The sequence below is a fragment of the Conexibacter sp. CPCC 205762 genome, assembly GCF_030646155.1.
Taxonomy (GTDB): domain Bacteria; phylum Actinomycetota; class Thermoleophilia; order Solirubrobacterales; family Solirubrobacteraceae; genus Conexibacter.
Window position 1 is genome coordinate 65,140 of the sequence record NZ_JAUTDN010000009.1, and the last position, 16,595, is coordinate 81,734.

Annotated in this window: 16 protein-coding genes; all 16 read right to left on the bottom strand. The window is 69.7% G+C overall.

What is annotated here, in order from left to right; all coding sequences use genetic code 11:
* Positions 1-81: 81 nt before the first annotated feature.
* The 16 genes from Q7L73_RS10445 to Q7L73_RS10520 all read right to left on the bottom strand — a co-directional run bounded on the left by Q7L73_RS10445 (position 82) and on the right by Q7L73_RS10520 (position 16,521).
* Positions 82-795: a hypothetical protein gene (locus Q7L73_RS10445; protein WP_304715544.1), complete on the bottom strand. Its 714-nt coding sequence runs from the start codon at positions 793-795 to the stop codon at positions 82-84.
* A gap of 116 nt (positions 796-911) precedes the next feature.
* Positions 912-1,553 (bottom strand): hypothetical protein, encoded by a 642-nt coding sequence (locus Q7L73_RS10450; RefSeq protein ID WP_304690389.1) that lies wholly within the window; start codon positions 1,551-1,553, stop codon positions 912-914.
* 188 nt (positions 1,554-1,741) lie between these two features.
* A complete protein-coding gene (locus tag Q7L73_RS10455; RefSeq protein ID WP_304690390.1) occupies positions 1,742-2,476 on the bottom strand; it encodes a hypothetical protein in 735 nt (244 codons plus the stop codon).
* Between the two features lie 122 nt (positions 2,477-2,598).
* On the bottom strand, positions 2,599-3,348 hold the full coding sequence (locus Q7L73_RS10460; protein WP_304690391.1) for a hypothetical protein: 750 nt from the start codon (positions 3,346-3,348) through the stop codon (positions 2,599-2,601).
* A 167-nt stretch (positions 3,349-3,515) separates the two neighbouring features.
* The gene (locus Q7L73_RS10465) at positions 3,516-4,037 is read right to left on the bottom strand and encodes a hypothetical protein (protein ID WP_304690392.1); all 522 of its coding nucleotides are present in this window, start codon (positions 4,035-4,037) and stop codon (positions 3,516-3,518) included.
* 312 nt (positions 4,038-4,349) lie between these two features.
* The gene (locus Q7L73_RS10470) at positions 4,350-4,967 is read right to left on the bottom strand and encodes a hypothetical protein (protein ID WP_304690393.1); all 618 of its coding nucleotides are present in this window, start codon (positions 4,965-4,967) and stop codon (positions 4,350-4,352) included.
* A gap of 16 nt (positions 4,968-4,983) precedes the next feature.
* Positions 4,984-5,619, bottom strand: coding sequence for a hypothetical protein (locus tag Q7L73_RS10475; protein ID WP_304690394.1), 636 nt, complete (start codon positions 5,617-5,619; stop codon positions 4,984-4,986).
* A 214-nt stretch (positions 5,620-5,833) separates the two neighbouring features.
* Positions 5,834-6,022, bottom strand: a complete 189-nt coding sequence (locus Q7L73_RS10480; RefSeq protein ID WP_304690395.1) for a hypothetical protein — start codon at positions 6,020-6,022, stop codon at positions 5,834-5,836.
* 26 nt (positions 6,023-6,048) lie between these two features.
* The gene (locus Q7L73_RS10485; protein WP_304690396.1) at positions 6,049-7,374 is read right to left on the bottom strand and encodes a hypothetical protein; all 1,326 of its coding nucleotides are present in this window, start codon (positions 7,372-7,374) and stop codon (positions 6,049-6,051) included.
* A 13-nt stretch (positions 7,375-7,387) separates the two neighbouring features.
* Complete coding sequence (locus Q7L73_RS10490; protein ID WP_304690397.1) at positions 7,388-9,565, bottom strand: DNA cytosine methyltransferase; 2,178 nt, start codon at positions 9,563-9,565, stop codon at positions 7,388-7,390.
* Positions 9,566-9,710: 145 nt separating this feature from the next.
* Positions 9,711-10,499 (bottom strand): hypothetical protein, encoded by a 789-nt coding sequence (locus Q7L73_RS10495; protein ID WP_304690398.1) that lies wholly within the window; start codon positions 10,497-10,499, stop codon positions 9,711-9,713.
* A gap of 65 nt (positions 10,500-10,564) precedes the next feature.
* Positions 10,565-11,047, bottom strand: a complete 483-nt coding sequence (locus Q7L73_RS10500; RefSeq protein ID WP_304690399.1) for a hypothetical protein — start codon at positions 11,045-11,047, stop codon at positions 10,565-10,567.
* Positions 11,044-11,622 carry a hypothetical protein gene (locus Q7L73_RS10505; RefSeq protein ID WP_304690400.1) on the bottom strand — a complete coding sequence of 193 codons (579 nt, stop codon included), beginning with the start codon at positions 11,620-11,622 and terminating at the stop codon, positions 11,044-11,046. The genes Q7L73_RS10500 and Q7L73_RS10505 overlap by 4 nt, the downstream gene beginning before the upstream one ends.
* Entirely contained in the window at positions 11,619-11,897 is a 279-nt protein-coding gene (locus Q7L73_RS10510) for a hypothetical protein (protein ID WP_304690401.1), read from the bottom strand. Before Q7L73_RS10510 ends, Q7L73_RS10505 begins: the two co-directional genes overlap by 4 nt.
* Positions 11,898-11,899: 2 nt before the next feature.
* Positions 11,900-12,250, bottom strand: coding sequence for a hypothetical protein (locus Q7L73_RS10515; protein WP_304690402.1), 351 nt, complete (start codon positions 12,248-12,250; stop codon positions 11,900-11,902).
* Between the two features lie 116 nt (positions 12,251-12,366).
* Complete coding sequence (locus Q7L73_RS10520; protein WP_304690403.1) at positions 12,367-16,521, bottom strand: SNF2-related protein; 4,155 nt, start codon at positions 16,519-16,521, stop codon at positions 12,367-12,369.
* Positions 16,522-16,595: the final 74 nt, after the last annotated feature.

Genomic DNA, 16,595 nt, shown 5'->3' on the forward strand with positions numbered 1-16,595 from the left:
GTGGCAAGCCGCCGGCACGCCGATCGCGCGCCGGCGGCTGACTGAGGCTGGCCGGGGTACCGAGCAAGCTCGGCGCCCGGGTTAGAGCAGCAGCAGCTGGCTGTCCCGCGAGACGCAGGTCCGGTCGGTCGCCGGCTGTGCGGCGGCTCGCTGACGCTGCTGCTTGGGCGCGTGCCGCCAGTCGTGCGTGTGGAGCGGAACGTCGCTGTAGGACCAGCCCCACAGCGACTTCTTGCCGTCCCCGAACTGGTTTGCCGCGCTGGGTCTGGAGTAGGTGCCGCCGCCGCCCGACCTTGGGCACGTTCGCAAGAACGTCCAGCCGTCGAACTTGTACATCTGGCCGCCTCTTGCGCCTGCCAGACCGTACGATATGACCGCGTCGATCGGCCAGCACGGCCACGTTTGAGCCAGGAACATCCGGTAGAGGCGAAGGAGCGCTCGCGTGCTGTGTCTGTGACGGGGCGTGCTGGCGATCCGTGCCAGTTCGACCGTGTTGGTGCGCATGATGGTGTCGGTGACCGTTCTGCTCACCGTCGATGCGCTGGTCGCGATCGCGACCAGCTCGTTGTTGACGCGCAACCCGAAGTTGTCCACGCGGAACGGTCGCTCGCAACGTCTGAGTCTGTGCCACCGGTCGTAGAAGGCGTTGGCCGTGTCCTCTCGCTCAGGCGTGATCACGACCATCGCGCCGCGACCGCCCCGGCCACCCGACTGGTGCTGGGCGCGCGTCGCCTCAGGCCACAGGAAGCCCGGAAGTCGCGCAGCGGTCCCTCCCGGCATCGCGACCTCGAGCACGGGCGCCCGCGCTCCTCGCGTCCGGTGCGGGCACGCGAATCGTCCCGGTCGTCGTTGGCGTCTGGCACGGGCGATCGCGGCGCGCGGGACGGCGCCGACGTGAGCCGTGGTGAGGCTCATCGCGTCTGCTGGGGATCGAGCCCGATCCCCAGCGCGGCCGCAAGGATCGCTCCGAGGGCGTGGCCGGGGTCCGCGCCGACCTTTTCGATCGCCCACCAGTCGACCTCGCGGCCGTCGGCTTCGCATACCGTGATCGCGTCCGGGGACCACTGCCCCTCGCCGTCCCGTTGGTGTTCGGGGAGGATGAAGCGGATCGACCGCCGGGGGGCGGCAGGGATCGGGATGTCGATATAGCGCCCGGCGGTTCCTCGGCGCAGTCGCCATCGCTCGCCGGCGGGCTCGCCAAGCGTGTACCGCAGATACATCGGCCCCGGCGGGCGGCTCTCGTTGAGCGGGTCGAAGAGGACAGCCGAGGGCTCAGCGACGTCGGCGCTGACCTGGCGGACGCTGTCGAGCGTCCCGACCTCCGCGCGCGCGGCTCGCAGATCGGCGAATCGCTTGGTTGCGATCCACTCCACGTATCCCTCCTCGAGGAACCCGTTCGGCGCGAACGTCGTCGTCCAACCAAGTTCCTGCAGGTCCGCGAGCAGGTAGCTCGCGCCGCGGAGACGGCGGCCGTCGATCACGTACGGTGCGCCGTCAGCGATGCCTCCCTCCTCCGGCGAGGCGACGTTGATGAAGATCTGCGCTTCGATCAATGGTGATGAACCTCCGGTGCGTGGATGATTGACGGGCCCGTGCGGGCGCGAGGGCAAGCGCGCGCTCGCGCCGCGGCGGCAAGCTGGTCGGGTAGGGCGGAGCGAGCCGGCGGGCTGCGCTGGGGGCGCCGCCCGACCGCCGACCGAGCGCCTTCGGTCGCTGCCGCCTGGTGCGAGGCGTTGGTGCGCTACCGGGCAAACCGGCGCACGGCGAGCAGGTCGCGCACGTACTGCTGCAGTCGCGGGTCTTGGCCGCGGTGTGGGTCGCACATGGCCGCGTTCTCCCAATCCCAGCTGCCGTCCTCGGCTCTGACGCCCTCCAACAGCTCACGGTTCTCGATCCAGAAGATCGACGGGTCCGAGTAGGCCTCGTCGTCGACGATCACGCTCGGTCGGCCGTCGACGACGGCGTAGCGGATCTCGACGGTTGCGTCGTCGTTGTCGGGGTCGCTGAGGATCTGCGCTTGGGTGACCGGCTCCGTGAACCAGGCGGCCACCAGCGCGACGATCGCGTCGAAGTTCTCCTGCCCGCCCTCGGGGGCGTCGTTGCGCAAGCACTCAGCGAGGTTGGTCAGGATCGTTTCCGCTGTCGTGCCATCGCCCAACATCGCAGCGACGAATGGATAGCCGGCTTGGTCGAGGCGTTCATCGAGACGCCACGGGCCGGTGAGCAGCAGGGGCGCGATCCGCTCGTTGATGAGCCGGGCAGCTTCTCGACGGTCAGCCACGATGACGCCGTCGATGCTCCCGGCCCCCGTTGACGTTGCCGCGTACGCTCTCGCGTCCGATCGGTCGAGAAAGGCGATCGGCTCCTCGAGTGTGTCGAACGGTCGAACGATCCAGACGACGTCCGGCATGCCCGCCGACGACGGGTCGGGTCTGGAGTGATCGGGCGTGCTCGGCACGACCCTGTCGTTGTTCATGAGAGTCTCCGTTTCAGAGTGCTGAGGCGGGGGTGTTGCGACCGGCGGGCGGTCGAGCTCGGCGCGTCGCGGCGCGCTTGACACCCCGTACGTGCTCGGCCCGCTCGCCCGCCGGCATGCGGCTACGCATCCATGCGCAGCTGGTCCGCTCGCCGCCGGTGCGCGGCAGCTTCCCGCAGCGTGCCTGCAAGCCCCCAGTCAAGGCGCGCGTCGCGGTAGAGCGCCCAGCCGGTGCCGTCGAAGGAATCGCAGGCGCCGGTGGCGATCACATGGCGGATGCGGCGCAGCGTGTTGACGCGCCCCCAGTGCACCCACCGGCCCCGCGATCTCGCGTGCCGGGCGATGGCAGCTGCGGCTGGACCGAGCTTCCAGGCGTCGCTTCCGCCGACGAAGACAGCGTCGACGCGGAAGGTGAGCGTGATCGTCAGCCAGTCGGGGTGGTGCTCGATCCCGTCCTGCAGGACGAGCGCAACCGGCAGCCCGCGGCGCGCGACTGCAGGCGCCCACGCCTCGAACCGGCGAGCTGTCGCGACGGCGTCGCCGACGACGTCGGGCACAGCGACGAATCTGCAGTAGGAAGCACGTCTGCGGGCGATGACTCTGGACGCTGCGGCGTCCCACTCGGCGCCGGCGACCGGCCGAAGCCGATCGAGCATCCGCACGAATCTTCGGCGGTCGAAGCGTCTGAAGCAGGCGTTGTCTGCGCCCCACGGGATCCGGGCGGCGTCGGTGTGCTCGACGTCGGTGTAGTGCCCCTCGGGCTGAACGAGCCGGCCAAGAGCGGCGTGCGGGCGGCCGGTTGCGTCGGTGTGCTCGAAGAACCGTCTGTGCGGCATCGTCACGAACATCAGCGGGCACGTGCGGCTAGCCATATCCGGAGCCGCCGGCGAGTCGCTCGGTTCGTCTGCAGCCTGGTCACGTGGCGAGTGTTCGGGCTCGCGATCGGCGCGCGGCGGCTGCGGTCCGTCAGCGCTCTGGGCGACGCGCGGGATGACGAGCGAGGTCGCACCGGCCCGGCGGCCCGGCGCTGAAGCGGTCGTCACCACGTCTGGGTGATGTGTCTCGGCGGGAACGGAACCCGCAGCAACTGCTCGCGGACACGGTCGGCGAGCAGCACGTCTGGCAGGTCGTCGATCTCCTTCTCGCCGCCGAGATCGGCGGCGGTGATGAACACGTCGTACTCATGCAGGCGTCGGGCGCTGGTCTTGTGGAGGTCGTGGTGCTCAAGACGCCCTGGGTAGGTGTCGCCGTCGTCATTGGTCGCGTGGTAGCTGAGGCCGTGCGACTGGGCAGCTGTGAGCACGGGACGGTACGCCTCGATGCCGTCGCACGCGCCGTGATCGACGATCCGCAAGAAGCCCTGGCCGGGGTCGCCCGGGTCGCTGGGGTGCCAGATCGCGGACCGTTCGTCGAGGCCGCGCAAGCCGGCGGCGTCGGCCTCTTGGACGGTCTTCACCTCATGGTCGCACTCGGCCAGCGCGAGTCTGAACGAGTGAGGGATCGCGTCGATCGAGCTGATCGGCCAGACGCAGATTTCGGTGTAGGCGATGTCGTCGATCAAGTTCAACTCCTTTGCTGCGACGGCCTCGACGGCTCGTGTCGCAGAGGTCGTGGGATGGCGACGGCGCCTCGCCGTCGATGGCACCGACCGCGGTTCGGCTGCGAGGCGCCGTCTGGGGTGGCCGCGACCGAGCCAGCGGCAGCAATCCTCGGCGGTCTCGGGGCGCCAGCAGGGTCGCGATCCAGTGTCGACGCTCGGCAGCGCGCGAAGGGTCCCCCCCTGCTCTGCACGAGCTGGCGGAGTCGCTCGCTCGTGGCGGTCGTGTATCGCGTCGTCGCTCCGGCGAGCGTGACGGGCAATGAAATGCGAAGGTCAGTCGCGCCCGAGCGCAGTCGCCAGGACCTCTGCGAGCGTGCCTTCGGGGTCGTTGTGGAGCTCGAAGTCGCTCCACGTTCTGATCACCGTGTCGTCGGCGCGGCACACGCGGATGTGGCCGCCGTCGAGATCAATCGTGCCATCGTCGCTGGCGCTGATCCGAAGGCGCCGGCGGGGGCCGGTGCTCAGATCGATCGCGATCTCCGACGCGGGCGACGCGTCGAGCTGCACGGGCATCAACGGCGAGGAAGGCGAGTCGAGGCTGAGTGCGATCCCGATCTGTCTCTCGTACTCGCCTCGATCCTCCCCCACCAGCAACTCGACCGGTGCGTCCTCAGACGACGGCTCGCCGGCCAAGCGCCAGCCCGGAAGGGCCAGCAACTCGTCGCGGGGTTGAAGATCTGCCGCGAACCGCTTACGCGCGGTCCATTCGATCCAGCCGCCCGCGAGTGCTTCCGGATCGCTGAACTCGATCTGCCAATTGAGCTGCCGAAGCTGTCTCAGAGCGGCGGCGATGGCGCGCAAGCGGGGGCCGTCGATGTGGTAGTCGTCGGGAGCCGGGCTCGGTGCAGTGCGGCCGTTGGCGGCGACGATGAGAGCGGTAGCTATGACCATTCTGGTTCCTTTCTGCCTATCGCTGCGGCGGTGTTCTGCGCTCGGCGACGATCTCGTCGATCGTCGCGCGCACGTTGTGCTCCTCGACGTGGTCGGCGAGGTAGGCCAGCTGCTCCGGGACGCCATCGCTGTTGACCGCCTCTGCGAGGTTGAGCGCTTCGTCCACAACGGCCTGAGCGAGTTCGTCGGCAGTAATTTCGTGCACGGCTGCCATGACCTCCAGGGAGGCTCTCGCCAAGACCCGATTGAGTTCCTCCACGATGTGACCAAGGACGATCTGGACCCTGGTCGCGGGTCTGGCCGCCTGCCAGCTCTTCGGGTCGCCGAGAAAGGCTCGGGCGTCGATCCATCCGTCGGTGACGAAGCTCCTCTCGCGATCGGTTGTCCGGATGAGCAGCAGGACCTTGGGGCCAGCGCGATCGGCTGCGTATGCCTCGACCTCGACGCCCGTGGGCGTCGTGACCAGCGCCTGGGCGAGGGCCAGTTCGAACACGGAGACGATCCTTGAGGCCAGTAAGCCCTGGGGCCATTGCTCGACCTTCGGGAGGGAGGAGTTCATGCTGTCTTCGTCGAGGCGGAAGAGTCCGCCGAAGTAGGCCGCTTTCAGCATCGCGGGCGTTGCATCGATGAGGCTCGGCATCGGATTGGTCATGAGGTCGTCCTTATCGATCTCGCGAGTTGTGAGGTACCGCGGCGGCGTTGGCGTGCAGACTCCCCGAGCGGGGACGCGAGAATCTGTGCTCGGTCGGGACGGTGGCACGCGATCGCCTGCGGTCCGCGGGCAGGCCGCGTTGGCTCGCGCAGGGAGCGGCTGGCGTTGGTCTGTTGACTTGGAGGAGCGTGCGCGAGCCGCTGGCTGGAGCGGGTCACATCTCGTCGTCGTCGTCGGCGGCGGCGTCGGCGTGTCCGAGCACGTCGAGGACGACCTGCTCTGCGTCGATGGCGAGCCCCAACAGGGTCGTGCCGGGGTGGCGCTCAACGATGTCGCGCAACGCTTCGCTCACAGCTGCGGCGATGTCGTGGGCGTCGTCAACGGCGATCTTGATGTCAGCCATTCGGGTTCTCTTTCGTGTTCGGACGTTCAGGAGCAAGGTGTGAGGTCTGCAGCGGTGGCGCGGCGCCACCACGTTGGGAAGTGCGGGTCCTGCTTGTCGACGGCGCCGGCTGTGCCGGCGCAGAGGTAGTGCTCTGTCCCGGGTTGGCGGTCAGGGCGCGTGCGCAGCCACGCGCGGGGCGTGACGTCGGTCTCGTCGACGGCGGCTCCCAGCGCGGCCGCCTCGTGCCGCAGGCGGCGGTGGATGTCGTCTCGCGACCCGACCGCCACAACGCGGACCGCCCGGCTGGAGTTGCCGACGGTGCGCGGGTCGGCGCGGCGGGGCCGGGCGATGCGTCTCACCTCGTAGAGCGCGTGCGGCTGGGCGGCGAGGTGCAGTTCGAACGCGGCGAGGAGATCGGGGGCCAGACGGTCGCGAAGTCGTCTGCCCGCGATCAGGCCCTGGCGCGGGTTGAGGCACAGGGCGTGGTGTTCGCGGGCGAGCACCGCCACGGCTACTGCCGGGTCGTCCCGAAATCTCTGCAGCGCTGCTGCCATTCCGGCCTTGTTGGTGAGCGTGAACGGGCAGTAGACGCATGCCGACTTCGGCCATCTCGCCACGCCCGTGGCGTTCTCGATGTAGGAGCGGCAGCGGCGGCGATCCCAGTCCCACTCCTGCAGCGGGTACCACCCGGTTCGACCGCGTCGGTCAAACGTCGCGTCGCGCGCTGCTCGCTTGCGTTCCCACGGCGAGGCGTCGAATCCGATGGCCTGCCGGAACGGGCGCCCGGCGCGGTCTGCGGCGAGGAACTGGTCGATGACCCAGCCCTTGAACTTGACCGAGCACAGTCGGGCGCCGCCGACCTGCGGAACGGTCCCGGCCGCGTGGAGTTCGTCGGACAGCGCGTAGCCGCCCGCAAGATAGAGGTGTGCCGGCGAGGTCGAGTCGTCGAGGATCTCGACGCCCTCCCGCTCGCGTTGGCCCCTGCGGGCGATCTGCACGAATCGCACGCCAGCGTCGGCGAGGCGTGGCAGCACGTGCTGGGTCACCAGCTGACCGGTGGCGGGATGCTCGTCGCCCGTCATCGCGGTGACGACGGTGAGGTCTTCCAGTCGGAAGTCTCGCGCCGACGGGTCGGCCAGCCAACGCAGCAGCAGCGCCGTCGAGTCGACTCCGAGGCCGTAGGAGAGCACGACCTCGCGGCCAGCCGGTTGCCTGCCGACGTTCACGTGAAGCAGCTCAAGCTGACCGCCGCGCGGGTCGACGGGGCACGGCAGCTCACGGCGGGCCGATGGCGCCCGCACCGCGACCTCGCGGCCATGCGGGCGCGGTGGCGGCGGTCTGCATGCGGTGAACGGCTGGGTGCGGGGCACGAGCGTCCCGTCGCTATCGGCGGGCAAGCGCGTTCCAGACAGGGCGCTGGGATTCGGCGACCATCGCGCCCTCACGTGCCAGCAGTATGCGGTGGATGATGTTGCCGAAGAGCGTCTGGCAGACGGCGTTGCCGGCGAGGCGCACGGCGTCGGAGTTGCAGATTCTGATCCTGTTTCTGGGGTCGGTCAGCTCGATCGTTTTGAAGATCTCGCCGTCGGGGCGCAGCACGAGATCCATCAGCGCCTGCGCCTCCTTGGGAACGAGCATGCGGAAGGTGCATTCCTCCAGCCGCGTGGCGGTCTGCGACAGTGCGTTGGTGCCGCGCGTGGGGCCGGCCTTGTAGTCGGCGAGCTGGTGCTGCGGTGGGCCGCCGGCGGGGGTGAGGACGGCGTGCCGGTCGCGGGTCGTCTGCGTCACAGCGGGTTCGTTGAGCGATCGCGGCGACCCTGGGTTGCCGTAGTAGCTCGTGAGGTAGTCGACGTCGTCCGGGCGTATCGCGAAGCCGCGCTCCTGCACGGGCAGACCGCCGAGCAGGCTCGGGCGCACGGTGGTGACCTGCGTCGGTGCCGGCGATTGGTCGACGTCCCGCGCCGATGAGTTCGATCCGGGCGGGAGGATCGCCTGGTGCTCCTGCAGGACGCCGCGTTCGAGGCTCGTGCTCTGCGTCGGAGCGGGCGCGTCAAGCGGCCAAGCGCGCACGTAGCCGCTGCCCGGCCGCTCGTAGGTGTTGCCCGACACCTGAACGACCATGTCGCGGCTGGTGGTCTGCACGGCAAAGAGCCCGCCGCCCTCGGCGGTGGTGACCGTCGCCGCCGGCTGGGTGCTGCTTTCACGGGCGACGTTGTTGGTGCGGTTGGGACCGACGAGCACCATGTGGTTGCCCTTGGTCGTGACCGTGGCGACCGGCTGGTGCGCGGTCTCGCGAGCGATGGCGCCTTCCTGGTCAGGTCCGACGATCGCGTGGTGGTTGCCCGATGCGCAGAGCGCGTGCGCGGGCTGGCCGACGTCGCGCGCGACGGTGTTGTTGCGCAGCGGCACGATCATGTCGGGCGCGAGGTACGCGAGCTCGTGCTGCGCGGTGACGGTCGGCGCTGGAACCCAGATCGGCCGAGGCGAGGTGGTTCGTGGGTCGCGGCCGTTGACGGTCGTCAGCTGTGCAACGGCGCCGCGCAGCTCCCATGCGCGATGCAGACGGGCCATCGTCTTGGGTCTGAGTGGCTTCTCGCGGTCGCAGATGCGGGTGGCGGGAATATGTGGGTCGATCGCAGTCCGTGCCGGGACGATGTAGGGCGAGACGACCGAGCGGCATTCAGGGCAGGCGTAGAGGTACTGGCCCTGGGGCCCGTACTTTCCTGCCGGGCCGACCGGCGTTCTGTTGCGCAGCGCGGCAGGTTTCCATGCCTGGATCCCGTGAACGTCTCTGACGCAGTGCCAGCAGAAGGCGCGGGGGCGGAAGTCCAGATTCGGCCGGGGTGCGCCAACGCGGCGGATCACGAACGCGACGCGGTCGCGGGATTGCGGCGCGTAGAAGAACGCCGCATTTATGCAGTGCATCTCGACGACGTAGCCGAGGTCTTTCCAGCCCTTGAGCCAGTTCCCGTTCCTGAACTGGTTCCACTTGACGACCTCGACGACGTTCTCCAGCAGGATGTATTCGTAGCGACGGTATGCGGCCATTCGCTGCGGACACCACATCGTCGCGCGCGAGCGCTCGCCCTCACGTCTGGGATCCCACGCTCCAAGCTCAGAGACTGCTTCCTGATAGTTGCGACCGCGGCTGTGCAGCCGGCACTCCGGGCAGGCGAGGAGGATGTCGGCCTCGCCGTGAAGGTTGGCCGGATGCAGCACGCTGATGTCGCCGATCAGGTGCTCCACGTCGGGGAAGTTCTCGCTGTGGGCAAAGAACGCCTTGGCGTTGTGATTGGCGCTGATGTTGCCGCGCATCCCGACCAGCCGGCCGGCGGCGTGCATGCCGCCCATGCCGGCGAACAGGTCGTCGAAGCGGCCGCGGTACCGGTGGTAGGAACCGCTCCGGAGGTCGCGCCATGTGAGCGGCGCGAGCTCGGAGCCCGCAAGGGCGACTACGGCCTCGCCCCCGTCCGGGTGCGGGCTGCTCGGAACGGCTCGCAGCGGATGCGCATCCGGATCACCGCGTCGCGACTGAGCCGCGTGGTCGCGCTGCCTGACCAAAACGGTCCGTCCAAAGCCATCCGAAGACGGCGGCCAACGGGGTCCTCGTGGGGAAGGTATCGGGCACGGTCGATGACGGCCTCCACACGCGGCGGCAACGCCGTCGTCTCGGCGTGAACTCGTTGCATCGGATGTCCTTTCGGATCTAGAGAAGTGAGAGCTGCTCGTGCTGACCGGCCGGCGCGCGATCGGGGCCGCTGGAAGCCGTCGGTGCTGGTTCCGGCGGACGCTGCGAGAGCAACGCGACGGGATAGGCCTCGGCGTCGGCGTGGGCGACCAGCAGGTGGTCGAGATCGGCGAGGGTGTCGGTCCAGCCGCAGTCGTCGAGCAGCGCGCGAAGCGCGCTAGGGTCGTCGGTCAAGCCGCTGTCTTGGGCCAGCTGGTTCGCGAGCGCGTCGTGGACGGTCAGCTCGGGCTGGCGGGCGATCGCGGTGGCGACGTTGGCGGCCGTCTGTTCGGGGTCTTCGCCGTGCGCGCCGTCGTACCGTCCGCCCCAGGCTCTGCGAGCGGCGAGCAGCAGGCTGTAGGCGCAGGGAAGTCTGCGGTCGAAGATCATCGCGTTGAGCGCCCGGAAACGGGCGTTCAGATGCCGTTCGCTGTGGAACGGGTCGATGCGGCGCAGCATGTCGCCGACGGCGAGCGTGACCGGGGCCGGCATGCCAGCGCGGTCGGCTGCGACCTCGAGGGTGACCGGCGTGAAGAGGTGGTGCCCGTCGGTGTAGTCGAACACGCGCCGGGCGCCGTCGGCGAGGTCGACGACGACCGCTTCGGACTCGGTCATCCGGACGGTCTCGATCAGCTGTCGCTCGCCAGAGGGGAAGGTGATGTCGCCGAAGACGCCGACGCCGACCGCCCAGCTGAAGCGGCGAGGCGCCGACGGGCGCGACGAGGTCCGCGGTCCTCGCCGCGGCGCTGAAGCTGCGGGTCCGTTCATGGACCTCCTTTCAGAGGTGGGTGGAGCATGCCGCCTGCCGGGACGCTCCCAGCGGCGGCGGCCTGCTAGAAGAGCTGCGAGGGTGTGGTGCCATCGCAGAGCAGCGATCTCCACACCCGGATTGGCCTACGGTTGCAAGACGGGCGTACTGAGGGGCGGGTCGCGTCGGTCTTCTCGACGAAGCCGCGTGCGCGGCACGCGGCCATCAGACCTCCGATCTGGCGGTCCTCGCGGGGTGGCATGCTCAAGACGCTCCAGACCTCGTCTGTGGTGAACTCGTCGTGTCTCTTTGCAAGCGCCTGCACGTCTCTGATTGACGCTTGCAACCACGCGGCGTCGAGTTCTCTGTTGCGCTCGACACGGGCGGTCGGGCTCACGGCGGCCGCGGGGGTTGGGAAGGGCAGCTCGAAGCCGTGGGCTGGTGCGCCGTCGGGCGAGCGCAGGATCCCGTCCTCGTCGAGGTAGGCGATGATCGCGCCGGTTTTGGCGTCGCGGAACTCGCCGTCCTGGTAGCGGATCGCGAGCTCGCCGGTGATGGAGTCGGTCATGCGGCCTGTCGGGTCCTCTCGTCGGTGTCGGTGAGCAGGAGCGACTGCCAGACGCGCAGGCGTCGGCCGCCGCTCTGCCTGCGGCGGCACGGGGTGGTTGCGTCGGTGCGGGCGATGTAGCGCCGCTCGGCGGCGCGGTTCATCAGGACGCTGAGGCCCGACCGGGTGTCGCGCGGCAACGTCGTGAGGACGTCGCGGACGTCCTCGGTGGTGATCTCGGCCTCGCGTTCGGCCAGGCGCCGGACGCTGTCGAGCGCGTCCTTGAGCCACTTCTGGTCTCGCCGGCGCAGCTCTTCCGCGGCGAGGTCGGGGTCTGGGCGTGGGACCGCGCGCAGGACGGGTACGGCGATCGACTCGGTCGGGATGCCGTCGGCGTCGCGCCAGACGTCGTCCTCACCGAGTTCTGCGACCAGCTCGAGCGTGTCGGGTTGGATGATGCGGCGGCCGCGCAGCAGCACGAGGCTTGTGACCGCGCCGGCGTCCAGCTGCTCGGAGCTGAACTGGCCGGCGCGGGTCTGTCGCTGCGCGCTGTGCGGCAGGGGCGTGCGGCGTGCGACGTCCGCCAGCGCGGTCACGCCGCGCGTGCGGCGCGCCGGCGTCGTCTGGCGACGGGAAGCTCGACGACGCGCCCGGGGACGGCGGCGCCGCGGTAGCCGGTGTTGTAGGGCATGCGGCCGTCGGCGTCTTCGAGCGGGTGCGAGCCGTCGACGCGTTCGTAGGTCGCGTCGCAGGCTTCGGCGAGGTCCTCGAAGCGGTTGGAGCCCAGCAGCCCGGGAGCGGTGGCGAATGGGCCGATGAGCAACTCGTTGAGGAGCGGCGGCCTGGCCTGCGATCGTCTCGTGTCGGTCATGCTCAGTTCCTTTCAGGGGTCGGTGTCGCCCGTGTTCGTGGTCGTGTCTGGAACGGCGAGGTCGGCAGTCCGCCGACCTCGCCAGCGAGCAGCGATGCGGCGTGCGCGAGTCGGCGGCGCTCGGCGAAGTCGCGTATCGGGTCCATCGCCATCGCTCGGCTGAGCAGGTTGGCGACGGCGGTGACGTGGGCGTGGTGAACGGCGATGACGGTGTCTGGCCAGCCGTCGCCGACCGCGGTCCGGAGGTCGTACGGCGTTCCGTCGTCGGCGTCGTGCCAGTACGGATGCTCGGGTGTTGGTGGTGTGAGTCGAGCCCAGCCGCCGAGCAGGCTCGAGTAGACGTTGACGTGCACGGTCGACCGTCCTTTCGTCGCGGCCGGCGGGTGTGCCGGTGGCGCAGGTTCGGGGGATGTCGGACGACCGGGGTCGTCTGTGCCCCCCTCTTCGGCACGGCTGTGCCGCAGATTGGTCAGGCTGCGTGTGCCAGAGCCGCGTCTGCGGCCGGCGCCTCTGAGGTTCTTGGCGCTGCGACTGCCGCGAGTTCTGCGACGTTGGCGGCGCGCTGGTCGCGTTCCATCTCCTGCTCGACCGCCGTGCAGCGGGAACGGGCTTCAGCGAGACGTTCCTCGTTCTTGAACGGCTGCCCGATCGCCGCGAGCGCCTGCCGCGCCTCTTCGACGACCTGCTCGCGAGACCGGCGGGCGGCCTCGGCAGCCGCGGGGATCTGAGCGATCTGATTCTCCAGCTGCTGGATCATGTAGAACGCGGCGCCGGCGTCGAGCACGCGCATCGAGCGTTCGGCCGGGAGGAGCTTGCACCCGTCGACCCGCAAGATCGCTCGGGTCTCGGACCCGTCGAGCAGCACGGCTGCGGCGATTGGGAGTCCGCCGAGGACTCCGAGGTTTCCGAGGTGGTGCCAGCCGCGCTCGTCGAGCCCGCTGACGTGGTGGCGCAGCCACCGCGCGACGTGCTCGCCGGCCTCTCTACGAGCCGTCGCTCGATTGGCCCCGATCGTCATCTCGAACGCGTCCCCCCGAGTCGGCGTCACGACGGTCAGCGCCTGCTCGTATCCGGCGATCTGCCGGGCGAGGTCCTCTTCCTGGATGGTCAACCGCTCATGGCTTCGACGGAGCGCGTTCTGGTTGCGGTGGTAGGCGCGCTCGAGGCGCTCGAGCCGTGCCAGCTCCGCGTCGGCGGATGCCTTCTCGAGGATGAGCGGATCGCCCGAGGCCAGCGCCTTGACCTCTTGGAAGGTGAGCGCGGCGTCGCCGATGTCCTCGATCTCGCGGACGTCGAGGCGGCCGCTCATGATCTGATCGATGAACCGCTGCTTGCGCTCGATCGTCTGCCACATGTAGGCGTCGAAGCTCGCCTCCACGACGTACCGGTACCAGCGTATCTCGGGATTCTGGTTGCCCCGCCGCCCGCCGCGGCCGAAGCGCTGCGTGACGCCGTCGGGCCGCCACGGGGCGTCAACGTCGTGGCCGGCGATGCAGCGAGCCTGGACGTTGGTGCCGACCCCCATCTTCGAGGTCGATCCGATCAGGACGGCGACGTAGCCGGCGCGTGCTGCGGCGAACAGCCGCTCCTTCTCCTCGACGGTTCTGGCGTCGTGGATGAAGCGCACCATCTCGCGCGGCACGCCGCGGGCGACGAGCAAGTCGCGGAGGTGGTCGTAGGCGTTCCACGTCGGCCCCGGCGTGCCCATGTCGCAGAAGACGAGTTGCAGCGCGCCGGTCTGGGGCGAGATCTCCCCGGTCTCGGTGTCGCGGTAGGTGACGTCGCGATGCTCGTGGAAGATCGCGGCGACGTTGTCGGCGACGCGGTCGAGCTTGCATTCGCCGGTCGCCGGCTGGCCGGTGACCAGCCGCATGTCCAACGCGGCTTTGCGACCGTCGGTCGAGACCTTCAGCATGTTGTCCTCGGCTGGGGTGACCTGCCGCTTGGAGATCGCATCGGCCCGCTGGCCGAGCGCGGCGATGTACTCGCGCACCTCGGGCGAGGCGGGCACCACCACGGTCTCCGGCAGACGTGCGCCGTCCGCTCGCTCGCGCAGCGGAGGAGCGGGAAGCTGGAGTTGCTCGGCGGTCTTCACGTCGGCGAAGACGTGGAAGATGCTGAGCAGCTCGGGCGCGTTCTTGAAGCTCGCAAAGCGCGTCTTGAGGCGATAGTTGCCGCCGCCGCTGGGCGCCATCTCGATCTTGGTGACAGGCTGCCCGAACACCGCCCCCCAGGCGTCGAAGGCGGTGAGGCCGAGCCGCTGCAGAAGGTCGGGACGGAGGTAGCGGGTCATCACGTGCATCTCGGTCACGGAGTTCGCGATCGGGGTCGCGGTCATGAACGTCGCGACGCGGTTGCCGTGGATGCGCCGGAGGTAGTCGAGCTTGAGGTGCATGTCGCTCGCGCGTCTGGATCCCTCGATCGCCGCGTCGGTGATGTGCGACGTGGTGTGGAGGTTCTTGTAGTCGTGCGCCTCGTCGCAGCCGACGTAGTCGCAGCCGGTCGCCTCCCACGTCACCGCCGGGTCGACCTCGCCGTCGAGCAGCTCTTCCACCCGCGCCTCAAAGCGCGCGATCGCCTTCTCGACGCGCTTGACGGTCAGGCGAGCCGACCTCTCGGCGAAGGCGAGCATCTCCCGCATCTCGGCGATCTCCGCTTCGAGGTAGGCCGCCGCGGTCTCGGGCTGGACCGGCAGGCGCTCGAAGCCGGTGCGGGTCATGAGGACGACATCCCAGTCGTTGGTGGCCACGCGGGCGACGAAGTTGCGCCGGCGCGCGCGGGTGAGGTCGTCGGTCGATGCTGCCAGCAGCATCGTCTGCGGATACAGCTGGATCCACTCGCGGGAGAACTGCTCGAGCATGTGGTTGGGGACGACGACGACCGGCTTGCTGACCATGCCCAGCCGGCGCAGCTCCATGATGCCCATCACCATCTCGGCGGTCTTGCCGGCGCCGGTGCAGTGGAAGAGGCCCACGGCCGGCTCGTTGATCATGCGCGCGACCGCGGTGCGCTGATGGCTCAGGGGCGTGAACCACTCGGCCAGGCCGGGCAGCGTCAGCCGCTCGCCGTCGGCGGCGTAGTCGCGCCGCACCCACGCGTTGTAGAGGTCGTTGTAGACCCGCAGCAGACGCGTCGTGCGCTCGGGCGACTCCCACACCCACTCGCTGAATCGCTCGCGCAGGGCGTCGGCCTTCTCGTTGGCTGCGGCGGTCTCCTCAGCGTTGAAGATGCGCCGTTCATCGACGGTGACGTCGTGCACCTCGATCGGACGCTGCTCGACGATCGCTCTGACGATCTCGGTGGCATCGACGCGCTCGGTGCCCCATTCCTGCGTGGCTGCGATCGACGTGCGGTTGCCGCGTACCTCCCAGATCCCTCGGCCTGCGCTCTCGACCTGTGCGCCCGGGTCGGACAGGATCTCGCGCAGGAATTCCTGATGGGTCTCCGCGTCGATCCAGCCCGCGCCGAGCTGCGCGTGCACCTCCTCAGCGCCAAGGTCGACGGGCTGCACCTCGGTCAGCGCGTTCACGTTGGCGGTGAACCGCGGGTCGCCGGCGGCCGCGGCGATCGCTGCGGTCAGCTTGGAGCGAACCTCGCCGGAAAGGTACTCGGTGGCAGGGACCAGCTCGCCGTCCTGCGGGTCCTCGAAGACCAGGGCGCCAAGCGCGTCGCGCGCAGCGTCGGGCGCCACGCCGAGCAGCGATCCGATGCGGGCGAGATCGACCCGGCCGACCTGCTCGATGCAGATGGCCAGCGCGTCGGCCGGCGTCTCGGCCGTCGAGATCGCCGCACGCGGGTGAAGCGTGCGACGGGTGAGCAACGCGGCAGGGACCGCCTTCTGCGTCTGCTCGTCGAAGACCTCCAGCGCCGCCACCAGCGGCGCGTGAGGATCGCTGCGCAGCCGCCGCATCACCGGCGGGACGATGCGAGCCATCTTCGGCTCGCCGCGCTCGTCGCGATGCCCGGTCCACCGCTTCGTGAAGCGGTTGATCGGGCCGTAGGCGGCGACGTATCGCTTGTAGCGGGCGCGCGCGCCGGCTCGCATCTGGTCCAGCGAAGGATGGTCGCCGGTCGTCGCCGCCTCCTTGGCCAGGAGCGCGCGGACGTCGTCGCGCAGTTGCAGGAGCGCGCGCAGCTCTGGCCGCCGCTTCACCGGCACCTCGAATGGGACGTACGCGCCTGACTCCATGCGCGCGAAGCCGCCGTCGGACGTGGCGACGATGCGGCCGTCGCGGTGGTCGCTCTCGTCGTCGGGGACCGCGTCCGGCGGACTCGGAGCCGCGGTAATCGAGCGCAGGGCCTTCCGGAGATCGCTCGAGATCGAGGCGCCGTGGTGCTCGACGCCGAGCGTCGGTGACCCGTTCACGCCCCGGTCAGCCACGCAGTCGCCGAGAATGTGGTCGGGGTTGGCGTCGAAGTACCGGTTGACCCGCACGACGCCGCTGTCGAGATCACGAAGTGGTGCGTCGAGCCACGCGGCGGGCGTCGCCGGCGCTCCTGCCTCGCGACGTCGCAGCAGCAGAAGATCGGTGACGACGCGCGCGCCGGCCGCTCTCTGATGCGCGGCGGTCGGCAGGCGCACGGCGCCGAGGAGATCGGCGACGCCGTGGATCTCGGCGCGCACGGCGTCGCTTTGGCTGTCGAGCGTGTAGCGGCTGGTGATGACCGCGACCAGGCCGCCGGGCTTCGTGAGCGCCA

What these genes read in the sequence shown, in the direction of transcription:
- Q7L73_RS10455 (WP_304690390.1), bottom strand. Translation starts at nt 2,476, where the DNA reads ATGAACAACGACAGGGTCGTGCCGAGCACGCCCGATCACTCCAGACCC.
- Q7L73_RS10460 (WP_304690391.1), bottom strand. Translation starts at nt 3,348, where the DNA reads ATGGCTAGCCGCACGTGCCCGCTGATGTTCGTGACGATGCCGCACAGA.
- Q7L73_RS10470 (WP_304690393.1), bottom strand. Translation starts at nt 4,967, where the DNA reads ATGGTCATAGCTACCGCTCTCATCGTCGCCGCCAACGGCCGCACTGCA.
- Q7L73_RS10475 (WP_304690394.1), bottom strand. Translation starts at nt 5,619, where the DNA reads ATGACCAATCCGATGCCGAGCCTCATCGATGCAACGCCCGCGATGCTG.
- Q7L73_RS10480 (WP_304690395.1), bottom strand. Translation starts at nt 6,022, where the DNA reads ATGGCTGACATCAAGATCGCCGTTGACGACGCCCACGACATCGCCGCA.
- Q7L73_RS10495 (WP_304690398.1), bottom strand. Translation starts at nt 10,499, where the DNA reads ATGAACGGACCCGCAGCTTCAGCGCCGCGGCGAGGACCGCGGACCTCG.
- Q7L73_RS10500 (WP_304690399.1), bottom strand. Translation starts at nt 11,047, where the DNA reads ATGACCGACTCCATCACCGGCGAGCTCGCGATCCGCTACCAGGACGGC.
- Q7L73_RS10510 (WP_304690401.1), bottom strand. Translation starts at nt 11,897, where the DNA reads ATGACCGACACGAGACGATCGCAGGCCAGGCCGCCGCTCCTCAACGAG.